The organism is Nostoc sp. GT001 (assembly GCF_030382115.1).
Lineage (GTDB): Bacteria > Cyanobacteriota > Cyanobacteriia > Cyanobacteriales > Nostocaceae > Nostoc.
Genome location: NZ_JAUDRJ010000003.1, coordinates 553,033 through 569,619, shown reverse-complemented (window position 1 = coordinate 569,619; position 16,587 = coordinate 553,033). Strand labels below are relative to the sequence as shown.

Annotated in this window: 14 protein-coding genes and 1 pseudogene; 7 read left to right on the top strand and 8 right to left on the bottom strand. The window is 43.2% G+C overall.

Annotated features, from left to right (window positions below):
- Window positions 1-13 precede the first annotated feature (13 nt).
- Complete coding sequence (locus tag QUD05_RS05320; RefSeq protein WP_289795177.1) at window positions 14-676, bottom strand: LuxR C-terminal-related transcriptional regulator; 663 nt, start codon at window positions 674-676, stop codon at window positions 14-16.
- A 111-nt stretch (window positions 677-787) separates the two neighbouring features.
- Here QUD05_RS05320 and QUD05_RS05315 point away from each other — a divergent pair, with 111 nt between their 5' ends.
- From QUD05_RS05315 to QUD05_RS05295, 5 genes and pseudogenes are all read left to right on the top strand, one after another.
- Entirely contained in the window at window positions 788-1,207 is a 420-nt protein-coding gene (locus QUD05_RS05315) for a DUF6220 domain-containing protein (RefSeq protein WP_289795176.1), read from the top strand.
- A 56-nt stretch (window positions 1,208-1,263) separates the two neighbouring features.
- The gene (locus QUD05_RS05310; protein WP_289795175.1) at window positions 1,264-1,917 is read left to right on the top strand and encodes a sulfurtransferase; all 654 of its coding nucleotides are present in this window, start codon (window positions 1,264-1,266) and stop codon (window positions 1,915-1,917) included.
- Window positions 1,918-1,984: 67 nt separating this feature from the next.
- Entirely contained in the window at window positions 1,985-3,325 is a 1,341-nt protein-coding gene (locus tag QUD05_RS05305) for a transposase (protein ID WP_289794346.1), read from the top strand.
- Between the two features lie 13 nt (window positions 3,326-3,338).
- A pseudogene (locus QUD05_RS05300) lies at window positions 3,339-3,563 on the top strand (sulfurtransferase); the annotation flags it as partial.
- Between the two features lie 154 nt (window positions 3,564-3,717).
- The gene (locus QUD05_RS05295; RefSeq protein ID WP_289799885.1) at window positions 3,718-4,842 is read left to right on the top strand and encodes a site-2 protease family protein; all 1,125 of its coding nucleotides are present in this window, start codon (window positions 3,718-3,720) and stop codon (window positions 4,840-4,842) included.
- Between the two features lie 234 nt (window positions 4,843-5,076).
- On the opposite strand, the gene QUD05_RS05290 is transcribed toward QUD05_RS05295, so the two are convergent.
- The 6 genes from QUD05_RS05290 to QUD05_RS05265 form a co-directional block, all read right to left on the bottom strand.
- Window positions 5,077-5,796, bottom strand: coding sequence for a choice-of-anchor K domain-containing protein (locus tag QUD05_RS05290; RefSeq protein WP_289795174.1), 720 nt, complete (start codon window positions 5,794-5,796; stop codon window positions 5,077-5,079).
- Window positions 5,797-6,306: 510 nt separating this feature from the next.
- Window positions 6,307-8,520 carry a tetratricopeptide repeat protein gene (locus QUD05_RS05285; protein WP_289795173.1) on the bottom strand — a complete coding sequence of 738 codons (2,214 nt, stop codon included), beginning with the start codon at window positions 8,518-8,520 and terminating at the stop codon, window positions 6,307-6,309.
- Window positions 8,521-8,787: 267 nt separating this feature from the next.
- Window positions 8,788-8,967: a photosystem II assembly protein Psb34 gene (gene psb34 / locus QUD05_RS05280; RefSeq protein WP_289795172.1), complete on the bottom strand. Its 180-nt coding sequence runs from the start codon at window positions 8,965-8,967 to the stop codon at window positions 8,788-8,790.
- Window positions 8,968-9,249: 282 nt separating this feature from the next.
- Complete coding sequence (locus tag QUD05_RS05275; RefSeq protein ID WP_289795171.1) at window positions 9,250-11,337, bottom strand: thiazole synthase; 2,088 nt, start codon at window positions 11,335-11,337, stop codon at window positions 9,250-9,252.
- A gap of 132 nt (window positions 11,338-11,469) precedes the next feature.
- Entirely contained in the window at window positions 11,470-11,859 is a 390-nt protein-coding gene (locus QUD05_RS05270) for a hypothetical protein (RefSeq protein WP_289795170.1), read from the bottom strand.
- A 17-nt stretch (window positions 11,860-11,876) separates the two neighbouring features.
- A complete protein-coding gene (locus tag QUD05_RS05265) occupies window positions 11,877-12,215 on the bottom strand; it encodes a 2Fe-2S iron-sulfur cluster-binding protein (RefSeq protein WP_289795169.1) in 339 nt (112 codons plus the stop codon).
- Window positions 12,216-12,290: 75 nt separating this feature from the next.
- On the opposite strand from QUD05_RS05265, the gene cimA reads away from it, so the two are divergent.
- The gene (cimA, locus tag QUD05_RS05260) at window positions 12,291-13,961 is read left to right on the top strand and encodes a citramalate synthase (RefSeq protein WP_289795168.1); all 1,671 of its coding nucleotides are present in this window, start codon (window positions 12,291-12,293) and stop codon (window positions 13,959-13,961) included.
- Window positions 13,962-14,233: 272 nt separating this feature from the next.
- On the opposite strand, the gene QUD05_RS05255 is transcribed toward cimA, so the two are convergent.
- Window positions 14,234-15,112: a M48 family metallopeptidase gene (locus QUD05_RS05255; RefSeq protein ID WP_289795167.1), complete on the bottom strand. Its 879-nt coding sequence runs from the start codon at window positions 15,110-15,112 to the stop codon at window positions 14,234-14,236.
- Window positions 15,113-15,324: 212 nt separating this feature from the next.
- Here QUD05_RS05255 and QUD05_RS05250 point away from each other — a divergent pair, with 212 nt between their 5' ends.
- On the top strand, window positions 15,325-16,545 hold the full coding sequence (locus QUD05_RS05250; RefSeq protein WP_289795166.1) for an acetate kinase: 1,221 nt from the start codon (window positions 15,325-15,327) through the stop codon (window positions 16,543-16,545).
- Window positions 16,546-16,587 lie beyond the last annotated feature (42 nt).

Here is a 16,587-nt window from a genome sequence, read left to right as displayed (position 1 = left end):
AATAAAAGGTCATTTATTTTGAAACTGGGGAAAGTTTTGCAACCATGTGAGCGCGAGATGAAACCTCAAGCTTGCGAAACATCCTTTTTAAGGCTTGTTTGACAGAGTTTTCAGTAATCCAAAGTTCAGCACTAATTTCTGCATTGGTTTGTCCTTGAGCCACCAAGGAAGCAATTTGCATTTCACGAGGCGTTAAACGCTTTGTCTGTAATAGTGGTTGTTGCAATTGCGCCATTGCCACCCAAGTAGAAATATGCAGACAAAGCGCACTCAAATCTGTAAGATTTTGTGAATCAAATGCAGGCATTCCTTGTTGACGCGTCAAACCTACCACACCTACTAACTCACCATTGCTGACAATTGGCCCTGCCATGACGTGCCAGTGATCGGCACGAGGACAAATCAATTTCCATGTTTTAGGTTCTACTACCAAAGCTTCATGAACAGGGGCATGGCGTTCTAGCAAGTAGCGTGCAACTGGATTGTGTTGAGGTGATAATGCAATTTGCAGTGCTTTTTGAATCTTGCTGTCAACTAAAGAAATTTGGGCAAAGAAAAACAGCCCACATCGTGTAGCTGAAAAATACTCACTCATTTCTGCGGATATGTGCAATCGCAAAGTCTGTTCATCTTGAGCTTGAGCAATTCCATGAAATAGAGCTTGTAAGGCAACCATGATTTGCAAAGTGTACTCGTTTGAGGTCTAGGCGCAGTATCGCAACCAGACCTATCTTAGCTTTAGTCACACCAACTCAAATCCTTTGTTTGGTTTTTTGGATTACTTTACATGACTGTAAATTCTGGCATTGATGACACACAGATATCCGGGCGCTGGATTAAAATCAGTTTTTTGATCGCCGCAGTGCTTTTCAATCTCTGTTTAATAATCCAAATATTCAGTGTTGGACTGGCTTACTTTTACAACTCTGATTGGTGGAACCTACATATTTGGCTCGTGCGAGGATATGGCGGACTCTCACTAATTTTGTTGATTTGGGTGTTTTTAATTCCGTTTCCTCGAAGAATCCGAAACCTTACGGCAAGTATGCCAGTGCTGCTAGGACTGCAATTTCTCACAATTCACTTGCAGACTTCTTTTCCTCTAGCAGTGTTTCACCCACTGATTGGCTTTTCCTTATTCTCTATTTCCACAACCTTAGTGCATCGCACATCGCACATCGTATTTCCCAACTACAACCAAGACTAAATCGTTGAGGAAACACAATTTTCAATTCTTTTCGCGCTATTACAGGAGAAATACAAGTGTCTCAATTGTCTCAATACGCCGATCCATCTGTTCTCGTTGATACCCAGTGGCTTGCAAATCATCTTAACGATCCAAACATCCGCATTATTGAAGTGGATATGAGTCCAGAGCCGTACAAAAAGGCTCACATACCTGGTGCTGTCTTCTGGAACATAGTTACAGACTTACTCTTGCCCGACTTGAAGACGAATTTGGATGCGATCGCTTTTGAAAGGCTGATGGCACGTTCAGGCATCACCAATGACACCACAGTGATTGCTTATGGCAGCTATCCAGGAACGGGAGCCTGGATTTTCTGGTTGTTGAAAGTCTTTGGACATGAGAATGTACGAGTTCTCAATGGCGGCTACCAAAAATGGAAATCAGAAGGCCGTCCACTAGCAACTGAATTATCTACGTTTGCTTCCACTAATTACTGTACCAAAGGTATTGATGCTCATCTGCGAGTATTACACAATGAAGTTCAGGCATCGATAGGTAGAAGCGATAGGGTGTTGTTAGATGTCCGAACACTGCAAGAATACTCTGGTGAGTGGTTTTTCGATCGGCCACCAAAAGCAGGCGAACGTACTGGACATATTCCCGGTGCAGTGCATCTTGAGCATATTTTAACTCTCAATAACAATACCTTAGCCAAAATAAGAGGATGAGGAGAGAGGGCCGATGTAGTAGAGTTATTGTCTCTCACAACGACAACTCAAAAACTACAATCAGCCCATGTCCGATATCTTATCACTGCTACAATGCTTGCTACCGCAGATAAACGCTACGACGATGCGGCAATTGAACCAGATAATCCTGGCTATGTTAGCGATGAGCGGACGAGTCACGATGTTGGGAATTTCCCGTTGGGCAGGCATTGGTGGTAGTTATCGGACGATGTTGCGGTTTTTTCATACAGTAATACCTTGGGCTACATTGTTTTGGCTATTTTTCCGCAAGCATTTGTTCCGTGCGAATGAGGTATATTTGCTTGCAGGAGATGAAGTTGTAGTCAGTAAATCGGGTAAAAAGACTTATGGATTAGATAGATTCTTTTCTAGCCTAGCCAATAAACCGATATCAGGATTATCTTTCTTTGTATTATCATTAGTGAGTGTTGAACAGAGGCACTCGTTTCCGATTCAGATAGAACAGGTAATAAAGAAAGATACTCAAACAAAAAGTACCTCGACAATCGAAAAACCAAACAAAAAAGAAAAGCGTGGGCGTGGACGACCAAAAGGAAGTAAAAACAAAAATAAAAAGGAAGTGATATTAACATCTGAATTAATACTAATTCAGAAAATGATTGGTTCACTATTCAAGTTATTAGCTAACTCTATTTCCCTCACCTACTTGGTAGTAGATGGTCATTTTGGTAACAACAATGCTTTGCAGATGGCACGTCTTGTCAACTTGCAGATAATTTCCAAATTGCGCCATGATTCAGCATTATACTTCCCTTATGAAAATCCTGACTCCAGTAAGCGCTCTCGTCGTAAATACGGTGATAAGCTAGACTATCGTAATATACCTGACAAATACTTATGTAAAAGTGCTATTGAGGATGATATTCAAACTGATATTTATCAAGCCACTCTTATTCACAAAGAATTTGCCCAAGCTCTCAATGTAGTGATTTTGGTCAAAACCAATCTTAAAACTAATGCTTGCAGCCATGTAATTATTTTTTCTAGCGACCTAACTCTGTCATTTGAAAAAATTATCGACTATTACAAACTCCGTTTCCAAATCGAGTTTAATTTTAGGGATGCCAAGCAGTTTTGGGGATTGGAAGATTTTATGAACCTGAGCCAAACTGCCGTGACTAATGCTTCTAATTTAGCATTTTTTATGGTCAATTTATCCCACCATCTTCTCGCTGATTTCCAGCAACTCAATCCCGGTTCTGGCATTATTGACCTTAAGGCTTACCATCGTGGTTTTCGATATGTTCGTGAAATGTTAAAAATGCTTCCCGAAATCCCTGAGCCTATTTTATTAACCCAGATTTTTGCCAAGCTTACTTCTTTAGGACGTATTCATCCCGTTTCCACTGGCGTTGAACCCTCGTAAATTGGCAGAGGTATTGAATAAGGATGGAACTTTTAAATCATTCAACAAATTGAAAAATCTTTATGAGAGTAAAGGCATTACGACTGATAAGGAAGTGTTCCCCTACTGTGCCATCGGTGGGCGTTCTGGATATACCTGGTTTGTCTTAAAGTATTTATTGGGCTATCCGAATGTTCGCAATTATGATGGCTCTTGGAATGAATGGAGTCGCCTGCCTGATGTACCAATCGAGAGCTAGTGAGAGTTATTGGACAATATTCCTAATAACCGCACCTTTACAGACGGACACCACTACCGCCGTCAAGATTAAAATCTCTTAACCTTTCGTTACACTAGAGACATCGAGAGGGAAGAAAGCAAACCTCTCGAAGCTGAAATCAAAGGTGAACGACATGAATGGCACAATTCGCGTTGGTAATCTCTTCGGAATTCCCTTCTATATCCATCCGTCATGGTTTTTAGTTCTGGGTTTAGTCACTTGGAGCTATAGCAGTGGACTGGCGGCGCAATTTCCCCAATTGTCAGCGGGATTAGCTTTGCTACTAGGATTGATGACAGCGCTGATGTTATTTGCCTCTGTCGTCGCCCATGAATTAGGCCACAGTTTTGTTGCGATTGGTCAGGGAATTGATGTCAAATCCATCACACTGTTTATATTTGGCGGTTTGGCGAGCTTAGAAAAAGAGTCGAAAACCCCAGGTGAGGCTTTCTGGGTAGCGATCGCCGGGCCAATGGTAAGCTTACTACTATGCGGTATCGTTACAGCGATTGGTGTTAGTACTGCTGCATCAGGGCCGTTAGCTGCAATCCTTGGTGTTCTAGCTTCTGTTAACTTGGCATTAGCCCTGTTTAACCTGATTCCTGGCTTGCCCTTAGATGGCGGTAATATACTGAAAGCTATCGTTTGGAAAATTACAGGTAATCCTTATAAAGGTGTAACCTTTGCGAGTCGAGTTGGACAAATCTTTGGTTGGGTAGCAATTCTTTCTGGTGTAGTTCCCCTACTATTATTTGGCAACGCTGGTAACTTCTGGAATTTGTTAATTGGCTTCTTCTTATTGCAAAATGCTGGTAATTCGGCTCAATTTGCCAGAGTCCAAGAAAAACTCACAGGTTTGACAGCCGAAGATGCTGTAACTCATGACAGCCCGATTGTATCTGCTAATCTTACCCTGAGAGAGTTTGCCGATGAGCGAGTCATAAGTGGACAAAACTGGCATCGGTTCTTAGTGACTGATGATGATGGACAATTAGTAGGTGCGATCGCAGTTGATAATTTAAGAACCATCCCTACAGCACTGTGGTCAGAAACTCAAGTTAAACAAGTCATGCGACCAATTACTGAATCTACCACAGTCCAATCAGATCAACCTCTGCTAGAAGTCATGCAGTTACTCGAACAACAAAAACTATCTGTGCTTCCCGTGATTCGTGAGAATGGCGTTCTAGTTGGAATCTTAGAAAAAGCTGCAATTATCCAGCTACTTCAAAGCCGAACCCAACCTAACCCTGCATAAAGACGCAATTCATCGCATCTATCAAAAAACCATAAACCCTTGTAGAGACGCGATAAATCGCGTCTCTACATTTTTTTTATCACCCAAATTTTTGATTGCATGAAAAAAATCCGTACAATTCAAAGAGCCTTCTTGAGCGTTGCCTCTTATCTGTCCCCGTAAATAAATTCAAAAATCAAATCGGATTGTTATGTAGCACTCCTATTTAATTTTTGAACAAGACTCAGTATATATCTATTCCCTATTCCCTGTATTTTTNTTCCAAGAATTTTTACGAGATATCAGGTATATCCCTAGCAAGGATAGACCCAACACTGACGCAGGTTCGGGTATAGTTTTGATTTTGGCATAAATAGCTGTTGTAGTTGTAGCTTCTTCGAGAGCCTTAATACTTATCTGGCGACGGTCTGGATTAAAACCGATTAACTCAAGGGTATATTTATTACTTCCAAAGCTGAAACTGCGATTACTCAAATTTGTGTCTAAAAATACTAAGTCTGCACTCTTTTCAGGATCTTTTGGGTCGTTAAGTGTATTTACTAAACGCAAGTTGAAGTCAAAAACTTGGCTGGTTCCCACAGGAGGGCTGAAAGATACATTGAGATTTAAAGGTACAAATCCAACGCCTGAATCAGTGCGTATCTTTCCATTGAAGTAAGTCAAATCAGCTATTTTGAATACAGAGTTAATGTCCGCAGAAAATGAAGTTCCATTAAAGGTTAGTTTATTTGGAAATTTTGGCGGCAAATCAGCTTGACCCCAAGTAAATGTGTTACTTCCCACACCTGTATATATGGGATTAGTATCGCTGATTCCTGGAGTAGGATTTCCCCATGTCGCACTAGAGATGCCAGAAAAAGTTAGAGCTTGTGCTTGACCAGAGAAACCAAATCCTGTGGTCGAACTCACAAAAAAACTAGATATAGCAGTAGCCAAAACAAAACTTAGTTTCATAATTCTAGGTTTTAACGTTCATTCTGGAGCTTATTTCAAGTAAGTATTCAGTCTACCTTAGTAAAATTACGGAAAATATGCCAATGTCTTCTTGTATTTTTTATAAAATCTTTATGTTTATTTCAAAATAATTTAATGAATAATTTATATTTATGAAGTTAAAATTATTGACTGTCAAAATATATTTCACTAGTTTGTAATTAGTAAAACAGTAAACCTATTGCAAAATTTCCCTAACACGCTACCTTCCGGCAAGAGTGGAGACTTTGACGTAAGTCAAAGGCGGAGTGGGGTTCTTTTTTGGATTTATGCAATAAGTCTAGTAATTGCGTAGGCGTAGCCCGCACTTCTCTACGAGACACAACACGAACGGCATGGTTCGACTCCGCTCACCAGCCGCTCAGTGACCATCGTAAACATCGTTACCTTACTTGACTTACCAATAAATTGTCAAGCTGATATGAAGTTACAGTTTTTTGACATTCTCCAGACTATGGGGAGGAATGGGATTCACAATTTTGACAAAATCTCTGGTAACAACTGGCTTGGAACTTTAGATAAAGCCAGATTTTGTCCTTGTATCCCCAACTCATTATGAAAAGCACGAATAGTTTTCACCACATAAGCAAAGGTTGTTTGATAAGCCTCTAGTTGTTTACTTAATCCGTTTAAGGCTTGCAAATGGTTATCTAATGCCACTTCTAAGTGTTGAGAGCGTGTTGCTTTGTCGCCATTAAAAGACTTATCTATTACTAGCTGATAATGTGCTAATCCCAGGTTATTGTGAGAGGCAAGCAAATCAAAACTTAAAGAAGTACCGCTAAGTGAGTTAGCCAAAGCTATAGCTTCTTCGTAAGCGCTGATACATAGTTGCAGATACTTTTGCCGTGCCTCTTTAGTAGTCTCAGATAGGTTTGCTAGATGCCAGTAAGCAGTACCCAGATTATTTTGTGTAGCGGCGCAAGCACTGGGAACATTAGCTGGAGTGCGATACTTGAGAGCTTCGCTATAAACATCTATAGCTAGCTGGAGATTTTGGGCAGGTTGTTCGTATTGTGCCAGATTCCAACACGCAGTACCGATATTGTTTTGAATCATCCCATACTTCAGCGGTTCCTCTTCAGGGTTGTAGTGTATAAGTGCTTCATTGTAAGCTGCGATCGCTTTCTTTAAATGCACAATCGGTTGGTTGTATTGCCCTAAATGCCAGTAGGCAGTACCCAAATTATTTTGGCAAGCCGCATACTTTAATGAATCCATATCCGCTGTACGGTAGCTGAGTGCTTCACTGTAAGCGAAAATTGCTTGTTGCCAATTTTCCGATGGGTGAGAGAAACGAGCTAAATCACCATAGGCTGTCCCCAAATTATTTTGCACACGAGCGTAAGTTTCCGAATGTGTCTGGGGCGAAATTATCTTTAACGCCAACTGATAAAATTCTATTGCCTGCTCTATATAAGTTTGTCCCTCCTCAGAATTGGGTGGTGTGCGGTATAGCATCCAGTAGAGTGTACCCAAATCATTCAAGATATCTGGGAGTTGCGGTGAGCTTTCGTCATAGCTAATTGCCTCCTGATAGGCAATAATTGCCACCATCAGGTTTTCTAAAGTCGCCTCTCCTTGCTCAATGCGAAGACGGTATAAAGTACCCAAGCGATGATAAGCCTTTGCCAGTATCTCCTCTGAAACAAGATTTTCGTGTAATTCTTCAATCTCCAATAAAATCTGCTGTGGTTGTAAGGAATCCTCTGTATTTCTAGCAATACTTGTATTAATTGTTGCTATTACTAGCTCCGTTAACTCACTGCTAATATAAGATAAAGATGACAGCGATTGATTATTACTCCCACTACCAGACCGATTTGTAGATTCCTGTTGTTGTGGCGTAGCCTTCAATAAATCTGCTGTTGATGGTGAAACTTCCTCAGTTTTGTGTACGCGATTCCCTTGTACCTCTACTGGGAAATCAGAATTATTCTCAAATTTGAATTCAGTGGCTGCGGTTCTGAGTTCTGCTTGGTTAGCTGATTCATCTAGAATTGACTGCTCAATATTCCCTAAATCTAAGCTTCCAGAACGTGAAAAACGTTCTGGATAGGCCAAATTCTGAGTTGCTGGTGTGGGTTCTCCAGCAAACACAAATACGCCAGTACGACAACGCCAAAACTGTGGTGCTGATTGCTTGATAGCCGATAACCAAGGACGCGGTATCCACAAAAGCAAATTAGATTCTAGAAATCGGCTGGATTCTTGTGTAGAGAAATATTGTTCGCTTAAGCGGAGATAGTGCAAAAATAACCGCTGTGTCGCCACTGGTTGCTTAGTGAGATGCTCCACGCCGACAATCTGAAATGCTGGTACTGGAAAAGGTCTTCCAGGAGTATCTTTTGATGCCCCAACTATTGGCGGTGGGTAATTAGTCAACCATTGATTAATCTGGATTATGGGATTGGGATCGTTTAAATTCAAACGCAACGTGACTAATCGCGGATAAGCTGGAGTGCTATTTTCCTGAGCATTTGATGATTGATATAGCACCTGTCCAACAGGATAAGCCAATGTAGAATGCAAACGGGCTGCCACCTGATTTCTTAGGTATAAATCATCACAAACTGCCAAAAGAATTTGTCGTCGTAAGCCAAGACTTAAGGCAAGTTTCAGGCGGTGGTATACTTGCCGATTCCAAGTAGAATTATTGTTGTGTGCAGTATCATTCACGCTCATAGCGGCTAAAGAGCCAAAACACAGTACATATCACCTTTTTGGGTGCATTCAAGTGGGCTAAAGTCATAATAAAAATGATTTTTAATAAGTAGATGTTGTGCTGCTCAAGATATATTGAGCCTTCAATTATAGTAAGAACAATAAAGTATAATTATATACTTTCATTCCTAGTTCAATTTTAACAAAAAATAAAAAAGCAGGCTCCCTCTTAAAATCGGAACCTGAAAAACTATAAAAAAGATGAAGTTTTCTTAAAATGTTTTACGATCAACTGCTCTTAGAAACAAAGAAGGCGACTAGAATCAAGCCGACAACCAAAGCTGTAGCGGCAATTCCTAGTAGGATGTAAGTTCGCTTTTGCCCTTCTGTGGGAGGTTCTGCTTGATAAACCTTTGGTTCCCGGGCAAAATTATTTAGAAGACCGCCTTCTTCATTGGTATAGGGCATGAATAAATTCCTTTATCTTTATCGTTAATTTAATGTTACATAAATGCTAAATCTGGTCTTAAACTGCTAGATAAATCGTTACATTTTGGATTTAAAAGAGGCAGAGGGGCACAGGGGAAAAACTTACTGCAACTTCTCCTCGGTAACATAACGTAGCTGTTGGCGCAGCCTCTTGTAGAGAAGTGCTACTCCTCTGCTCCCTGGTCACTGAGCGTAGCCGTTGGCGAAGCCTCTCGTAGAGAAGTGCTACCCCTCTGCTCCCCTTCCTCTTGTCCTCATTCTTTAACTAGTAATCGTCCCAGTTAGAGGTGAACTAGGACTGGCGTAATCTTTAATAGGCATTCTGCCAGCAAGGTATGCTAGACGACCGACAACTGCTGCCAAATTCATGGCACGAGCCATTGCTGCTGGTTTTGGAGAAAGAGCGATCGCACTATTAATCAACAAAGCATCTGCTCCCAATTCCATTGCCTGGGCGGCTTCTGAGGGCGAACCAATACCAGCATCTACTACCACTGGCACACCTGCATTTTCGATGATAATTTGGATATTGGCAGTTGTTTTCAGTCCTTGTCCAGAACCAATGGGTGATGCCAAAGGCATGACTGTAGCACAGCCTACTTCTTCTAAACGCTTGGCTAACATAGGATCGGCGTTGATATAGGGCAATACTGCAAAGCCTTCTTTAACTAGTTGTTCTGCTGCTTGCAGTGTCCCAATTGGATCTGGGAGTAAATACTTAAGGTCAGGTATTACTTCTAACTTTATAAAGTTATTATCTTCTTGCCCCAACAATTTCGCCATTTCTCGCCCTAAACGCGCCACCCGAATCGCCTCTTCGGCAGTTTGACAACCTGCTGTATTGGGTAACATCCAGATTTTCGTCCAATCCAAGGCTTCAGCTAAACCTTCATGTCCAGGAGCCTTGGTTTGTACCCGTCGGACTGCTACGGTGACAATTTGGCAATCGCTGGCGGTGATGCTTTGCTGCATTTCCTCAATGCTGCGATACTTACCAGTTCCCGTCATCAAGCGGGATTGGAAGGTTTTGCCAGCGATAATCAGTGGGGAGTCTTGAGTGGGAAGTGGGGATATAGCAGAGTGATGTCCGTTAGAGAAATTGGCAGAGTGAGTCAGCATTGGGGTGGAGGTAGATGACTGGGACTGGAAGCGCGAATAGTGAAAATCAGCAAGTAGGGGGTCAGATTTTTGTTCTAAGATTAAATCGGCAATCAAAGCGGCGGTTACGGGCGCAAGTAGAATTCCATTGCGGTAATGACCCGTAGCAAAGGTTAAATTTTGACAGTGGCTAGTGCCAAGAATGGGTAATTCATCAGGGGTGATTGGGCGAAATCCCCACCAAAATTCCTGGATGGGATAATGCTTTAATTGGGGATACAGGCGGATGGCAGCTTGTAGTAATTTTTGAATTCCTTCTGGGGTGTTGTTGGGGATAAAGCCAACGTCTTCACTGGTTGCGCCAATAACCAGGCGATCGCGTCTTGGTACGATGTAAATATCCTGCCCAAACAAAACCCGCTTCAAAGGCAATTCCGGCGAAACTTCTGGTATCCGCACACTCAGCATTTGTCCTTTTCTAGGTAGCACAGGTAGCGGTAACAATTCATTTGACCAAGCACCTGAAGCTAAAACATAGTGTGCGGCGCGAATTATTCCAGCATTGGTTTGCACCCCAACCACTTGTCCTTGCTGCTGTAAAAATCCTTCTACCGTAATACCATCTTTGAGTTCAACACCAACAAACTCAGCCGCCGTCCGCAATACATGAGCTAGAGCTTTATTATCAACTTGTGCGTCTTCAGGATACCACCAGCCACCAACTACCTCTGCTCCCAATCCTGGCTGATATTGATGAATTGCCTCTTTATTTAACCAGTAAGAGGGGGAAGAGGGAGATGAGGAGGAAAGACTTTCCCCTCTGCCCCCCTGCTCCCCTGCTCCCTGGTCACTGAGCGTAGCCGTTGGCGAAGCCTCTCGTAGAGAAGTGCTGCCCCCCCGGTTACTGAGCGTAGTCGTTGGCGCAGCCTCTCGTAGAGAAGTATGCTCCCCTGCCTCTTCAAAGACGGGTGCAAGGATACCACAGGCACGGTAGCCAGTATTTAAGCCGGTCAGTTCTTCTAATTTGCGCGTCCAGTCGGGATATAAGGCACGCGATCGCCAACACAAGGAACGCATTGCTTCATTAGCAATGTTTTCCGCATCTGGTGCCAACATCCCGGCGGCGGCGTGGGTAGCGGCAGCCTGGAAGTCACGACAAAGCACGGTGACGTTTGTCCCGCGCAATTTTAGTTCAATGGCGATCGCTAAACCAATAACGCCGCCACCAATAATCACAGTCTCACTAATCATTAGTCATTAGTCATTAGTCATCTGTCATTAGCCATTTATCATTAGTACATAACTAATAACTCATAACTCATAACTCATAACTTATAACTTATAACTTGTAACTAAAGACGGGTCTGAAGAAGGATCTGATCGTTACCACAAGGCGCGAATTGGTTCGTTGCCTTGATTTGGATCGCTAGATGGTGTGCTTGTTTCTGAAGAATCTGTATTGTTATCTGTTGTATTGTCAGTTGAGGCATCGCCAGAATTCTGGGCAACATTACTCCTGTTATCAGGTCTTGGGGCTACAATACCGCGTCTATTTTCGTTGGTTTCAGTTGTTTCGTTTCCTTCTGTTGCAGTTTCTTCATTCTTGCTGCCAGCACTGCTATTAACATTGATATTAGCTGGCAGGACTTCTGATTTCTTGTCACTAGGAGCGTTAGCAGTTTGTACGCCCATTGGAAAGTTGATGCCCAGTAATGTACCAAGCAGAATGGCTAAACCGCCAGCCATTAAAATTAAGGGTGTCCATCTACCCATCTTGTCTTAACTCCTTTTTAACCTTTTGGTGTCCACACTATTCGAGAACCTTGTCCCCAAAATCCATCAAACTTTGTCACTTTCACGTCGCCCAAAACCTGAGTTTGACAGGCTAAACGTAAGTCTGTTGTAGGAGAATGGGGAGGAAGCGAACGCCGTGTTCGATCGCGCCAGTTCGCTGCTGAGACTTTGCCCTCTACCTTAACCGCGCAGGTACCGCAACTGCCAATGCCCCGACAGTTTATTACCTTAGCACCGTCATTGTAGAGGTTAATACCATTTTGCAGCAAAATCTTGCGGAGATTGCTTCCATGCTCGCAATCAATTGTTTTACCTTCAGCTATTACTTTAGGCATTTTTAAATTGCCAAACTGGCTTTTTGTTGTATATTGACACATTGCCTCGAAAGTTGTCTCGTCGGTCCCAGTTTTATGACCACAAATTCTTCACCTCAACTTTGGCTCTATGACACTACATTACGGGATGGCACTCAGCGCGAGGGGCTATCTGTATCGATAGAAGATAAGTTACGCATTGCCCGTAGACTCGATCGACTGGGAATTCCCTTTATTGAAGGTGGTTGGCCTGGAGCCAATCCCAAGGATGTACAATTTTTCTGGCAACTCCAAGAAGATCCGCTCAAACAGGCTGAAATTGTCGCTTTTTGCTCGACTCGCCGCCCTAACTCTACTGCCGCCACCGAACCGATGCTACAGGATATTTTGGCTGCGGGAACTCGCTGGGTAACGATTTTTGGCAAATCTTGGGATTTACATGTGACAACCGGACTCAAGACGACATTAGAAGAAAATTTGGCGATGATTCGCGACACTATTGAGTACCTCCGTTCTCAAGGTCGTCGCATTATCTACGATGCCGAACATTGGTTTGATGGCTATAAGCACAATCGAGATTATGCTTTACAGACATTAGAGGCTGCGATCGCCTCTGGTGCGGAATGGCTAGTCCTCTGTGATACCAATGGTGGCACTTTACCCCACGAAATTAGCCAAATTGTTCAAGATGTCATTAGTCATTTGTCATTGGTCACTTGTCAAGAAGCAATAACTGAGGACATAGACGCGCTAGCGGCTTCAATAATTCCTCAAATTGGAATTCATACTCATAACGATTCGGAAATGGCGGTTGCTAACGCAATAGCCGCCGTGATGGCAGGGGCAAAGATGGTACAGGGCACAATTAATGGTTACGGTGAACGTTGCGGTAATGCTAACCTCTGTTCGTTAATTCCCAATTTACAACTGAAGGCGGGTTACAGTTGTATCACAGAAGACCAGCTCACACAACTTACAGAAGCCAGTCGTTTTGTGAGTGAGGTAGTCAACCTTGCGCCAGATGAACACGCTCCCTTTGTGGGACGTTCGGCTTTTGCCCACAAGGGCGGTATTCATGTATCAGCGGTGGAACGTAATCCCCTGACTTACGAACACATTCAGCCGGAACAAGTCGGGAATCGTCGCCGCATTGTGATTTCGGAACAGTCTGGACTGAGCAATGTTTTAGCCAAAGCCCGCAGTTTTGGGATTGAATTGGATCAACAAAAGGCAGAGGCTAGAGAAATTCTCCAGCGCCTCAAAGATTTGGAGAGTGAAGGATTTCAATTTGAAGCCGCAGAGGCGAGTTTTGTGCTATTGATGCACGAAGCTTTGGGAGGTCGCCAAAAGTTTTTTGAAGTCAAAGGTTTTCAAGTCCACTGCGACTTGATTGAGGGGAAAGAAACTAGCAATGCCCTAGCTACAGTTAAAGTCGCTGTTGACGGGAAAAATATCTTGGAGGCGGCGGAAGGTAACGGGCCCGTTGCAGCTTTGGATGCAGCTTTACGCAAGGCTTTGGTGAACTTTTATCCCCAAATTGCAACCTTTGATTTGACAGATTACAAAGTACGAATTCTCAACGGACATACGGGCACTGCGGCGAAAACCCGTGTGTTGGTAGAATCAGGCAATGGTCGTCAACGCTGGACGACGGTAGGGGTTTCTACCAATATTTTGGCGGCTTCCTATCAAGCGGTGGTGGAGGGTTTAGAATACGGTTTGTTGTTACATTCCCAAGCAGAAGCAGTCGTGAAAGCTTCTAGTTGACAAAAGGGATATGTAGTGTAACTACGGTTGGGGGAAAGGGGAAAGGGAAAAGGGAAAGGGGGAGAAAAATCTTTAACCCAAACCCACTAAACCTTTTCCCTAAAGGTAATTCTGAGTTCAAAATATTTATCCGAACTGTATTGTATGTAGTCTAGGGAAAGTTTGCATTTTTGGATGAAAAGGGGAAGCGATCGCCAAAGTGCGATCGCTTCTTACCATATATTAAAAATTTTTCTGCTTATATAGCAAAAAAGCCGTTGTAAATAGAAGCTCTACCAATTGCGCCATCCACCTTTGGGTGCAACTTCATTATTAGTAGACTTCAGTCCGTGACTGTGCAACAGAGTTTGATATTCGGTGCTGCTGGCCCAACGGTCAATTTCTCGCGCCCGCAGTACTGGCACTGGATGGGTTAATTGGGCTGTACGGGCAGCTTTGACCATTTCACCCAGTTCTGTCTTGCTAATATCATCGTAAGCGCGGGCTTGGGCAACAAAGGCATCGAGATTCAGTTGGGGCGCTAAGGTGGGAGAACCACCAGCCAACTTCATCAACACCGACATGACAACTTTCGGGTCTTGGGTTGCTAGTAATGCGGCGCGATCGCAGGTAAACTCAGCACAACGTACCCATTCCAAAAGTTGCGCCTGTATGGCTTGAGCAACAAAAGTACCGACATTGGGGACAATCGCCGCAGCTAATATTAATAAGTTTACAGGAGTCAAGTAAACGCTATGGTCACACTTGAGATGTCCCAGCTCGTGGGCGATTACTGCCTGTATTTCCTCTGGTGTGAGAATATCAATCAGGGAAGTGTGTAGCACCACAAAAGGCTGCTTACCCCGCACAGCAAAAGTATAGGCGTTGGGAGCCGGATGTTGCCGGACGTACAACTGGGGAGGCTCTATATCCAGGATTTTACAGGCATCTAACAACAGCTTGTATAAATCGGGTAGTTGCTTTTCACCCACCAAAATGCTAGAGGCAATATTTTCCACATAAAAAACCTGCTCTGCCATTGGCCTGAGCCAATTTCGCACCAACATATCTATGCCTGGTATCTGCTTGAGCGTTTTGGTAGCTTCCAGGTCTAATGGATGACGAAATGAGTCAGCTTTTAAACCAATCAGCGGGGTTTTGAAGAAAGACATAGTGCAACAAGCTATAAAAAAATACAACTATGGAATCTGGCTGGATAGATAAACAGCCTCCCACAGTTAGTATAACGATTTCATTAAGGGGAGCAGTATTTTTAGTTTCTCGCGATCGCAAACTCTAAAAACTTATACATCGTTGAAAAAACTAAACATGAGGCCAGATTTAGTGACACGATCAAAGGTGATCATGTTTTTATGTTGTCACTATGAAAATATTGGTACTGAATGCCGGATCGAGTAGCCAAAAGAGTTGTCTGTATGAAATTGCAGATGAAACTCTGCCTACCCAAGCACCCCAACCCCTTTGGGAAGGGAAAATCAACTGGACTCAAGATCGAAGTGTGGCAGAAATTGAGGTGAAAACTGCAACAGGTGAAACGCTGCAAAAATCAATCTCTGGTGATTCCCCAGAGGCGCACCTCACCTATATGCTCAATACACTTAATCGTGATGCTACCAAGGTAATCGATCAGTTATCAGAAATCGATGTAGTGGGGCATCGGATAGTACATGGTGGAGAGGATTATCGAGATAGCGTGGTAATTACGGAGGATGTCAAAAAGGCGATCGCCGATCTGTCTAACCTTGCCCCAGCGCATAATCCGGTGGGTTTGGAAGGCATAGAAGCAATTGAACAAATCTTAGGAAATGTCACCCAAGTAGCAGCCTTTGATACCGGATTTCATGGTACTTTACCCGATGCAGCAGCAATCTATCCCGGCCCATATCAGTGGGTAGAGCAAGGTATTCGTCGCTATGGGTTTCATGGTATTAGTCACCAATACTGTTCTCAACGTGCTGTCCAAATTCTCGGTCGAGATGTTGCATCTGAGCGGTTAATTATCTGTCATCTGGGCAATGGTTGCTCTTTAGCGGCGATTAAAAACGGTCGCAGTATTGATACTACTATGGGATTCACGCCCGTAGAAGGATTGATGATGGGTAGTCGCTCTGGTTCAGTCGATCCGGGGATTCTGATTTACCTGTTGCGGCACTGCAATTACTCTGTAGAAAAGTTGGATGAGTTATTAAATAAAGCTTCTGGGTTAAAGGGAATTTCGGGTGTATCTAGCGATATGCGTGAAGTGAGAGAAGCCATCGCTCAAGGTAATTCCCGCGCTCAACTAGCATGGGATATCTACGTGCATCGCTTGCGTTCTGGTATTGGCGCAATGCTTGCTAGTTTGGGCGGATTAGATGCTTTAGTATTCACCGCTGGCGTGGGTGAAAACTCTCCACAAATTCGCCAAGCCACCTGTGAAGCCTTTGGATTTATCGGACTGAAAATAGACCTTGAGAAAAATCAACAGCAGCCAGTCGATAAAGATATTGCCACACCTGACTCAACGGTGAGAGTATTAGTGATACATACTCAAGAAGATTGGGCGATCGCCGGACAATGTTGGCAGTTGTTGAAACATAATTAGAAAGTCTAATTGAATTTGGGTAAGATTGTTTGAATATTTCAG

What these genes read in the sequence shown, in the direction of transcription:
- QUD05_RS05320 (WP_289795177.1), bottom strand. Translation starts at nt 676, where the DNA reads ATGGTTGCCTTACAAGCTCTATTTCATGGAATTGCTCAAGCTCAAGAT.
- QUD05_RS05315 (WP_289795176.1), top strand. Translation starts at nt 788, where the DNA reads ATGACTGTAAATTCTGGCATTGATGACACACAGATATCCGGGCGCTGG.
- QUD05_RS05305 (WP_289794346.1), top strand. Translation starts at nt 1,985, where the DNA reads ATGTCCGATATCTTATCACTGCTACAATGCTTGCTACCGCAGATAAAC.
- QUD05_RS05295 (WP_289799885.1), top strand. Translation starts at nt 3,718, where the DNA reads ATGAATGGCACAATTCGCGTTGGTAATCTCTTCGGAATTCCCTTCTAT.
- QUD05_RS05285 (WP_289795173.1), bottom strand. Translation starts at nt 8,520, where the DNA reads ATGAGCGTGAATGATACTGCACACAACAATAATTCTACTTGGAATCGG.
- psb34 (WP_289795172.1), bottom strand. Translation starts at nt 8,967, where the DNA reads ATGCCCTATACCAATGAAGAAGGCGGTCTTCTAAATAATTTTGCCCGG.
- QUD05_RS05275 (WP_289795171.1), bottom strand. Translation starts at nt 11,337, where the DNA reads ATGATTAGTGAGACTGTGATTATTGGTGGCGGCGTTATTGGTTTAGCG.
- QUD05_RS05270 (WP_289795170.1), bottom strand. Translation starts at nt 11,859, where the DNA reads ATGGGTAGATGGACACCCTTAATTTTAATGGCTGGCGGTTTAGCCATT.
- QUD05_RS05265 (WP_289795169.1), bottom strand. Translation starts at nt 12,215, where the DNA reads ATGCCTAAAGTAATAGCTGAAGGTAAAACAATTGATTGCGAGCATGGA.
- cimA (WP_289795168.1), top strand. Translation starts at nt 12,291, where the DNA reads ATGACCACAAATTCTTCACCTCAACTTTGGCTCTATGACACTACATTA.
- QUD05_RS05255 (WP_289795167.1), bottom strand. Translation starts at nt 15,112, where the DNA reads ATGTCTTTCTTCAAAACCCCGCTGATTGGTTTAAAAGCTGACTCATTT.
- QUD05_RS05250 (WP_289795166.1), top strand. Translation starts at nt 15,325, where the DNA reads ATGAAAATATTGGTACTGAATGCCGGATCGAGTAGCCAAAAGAGTTGT.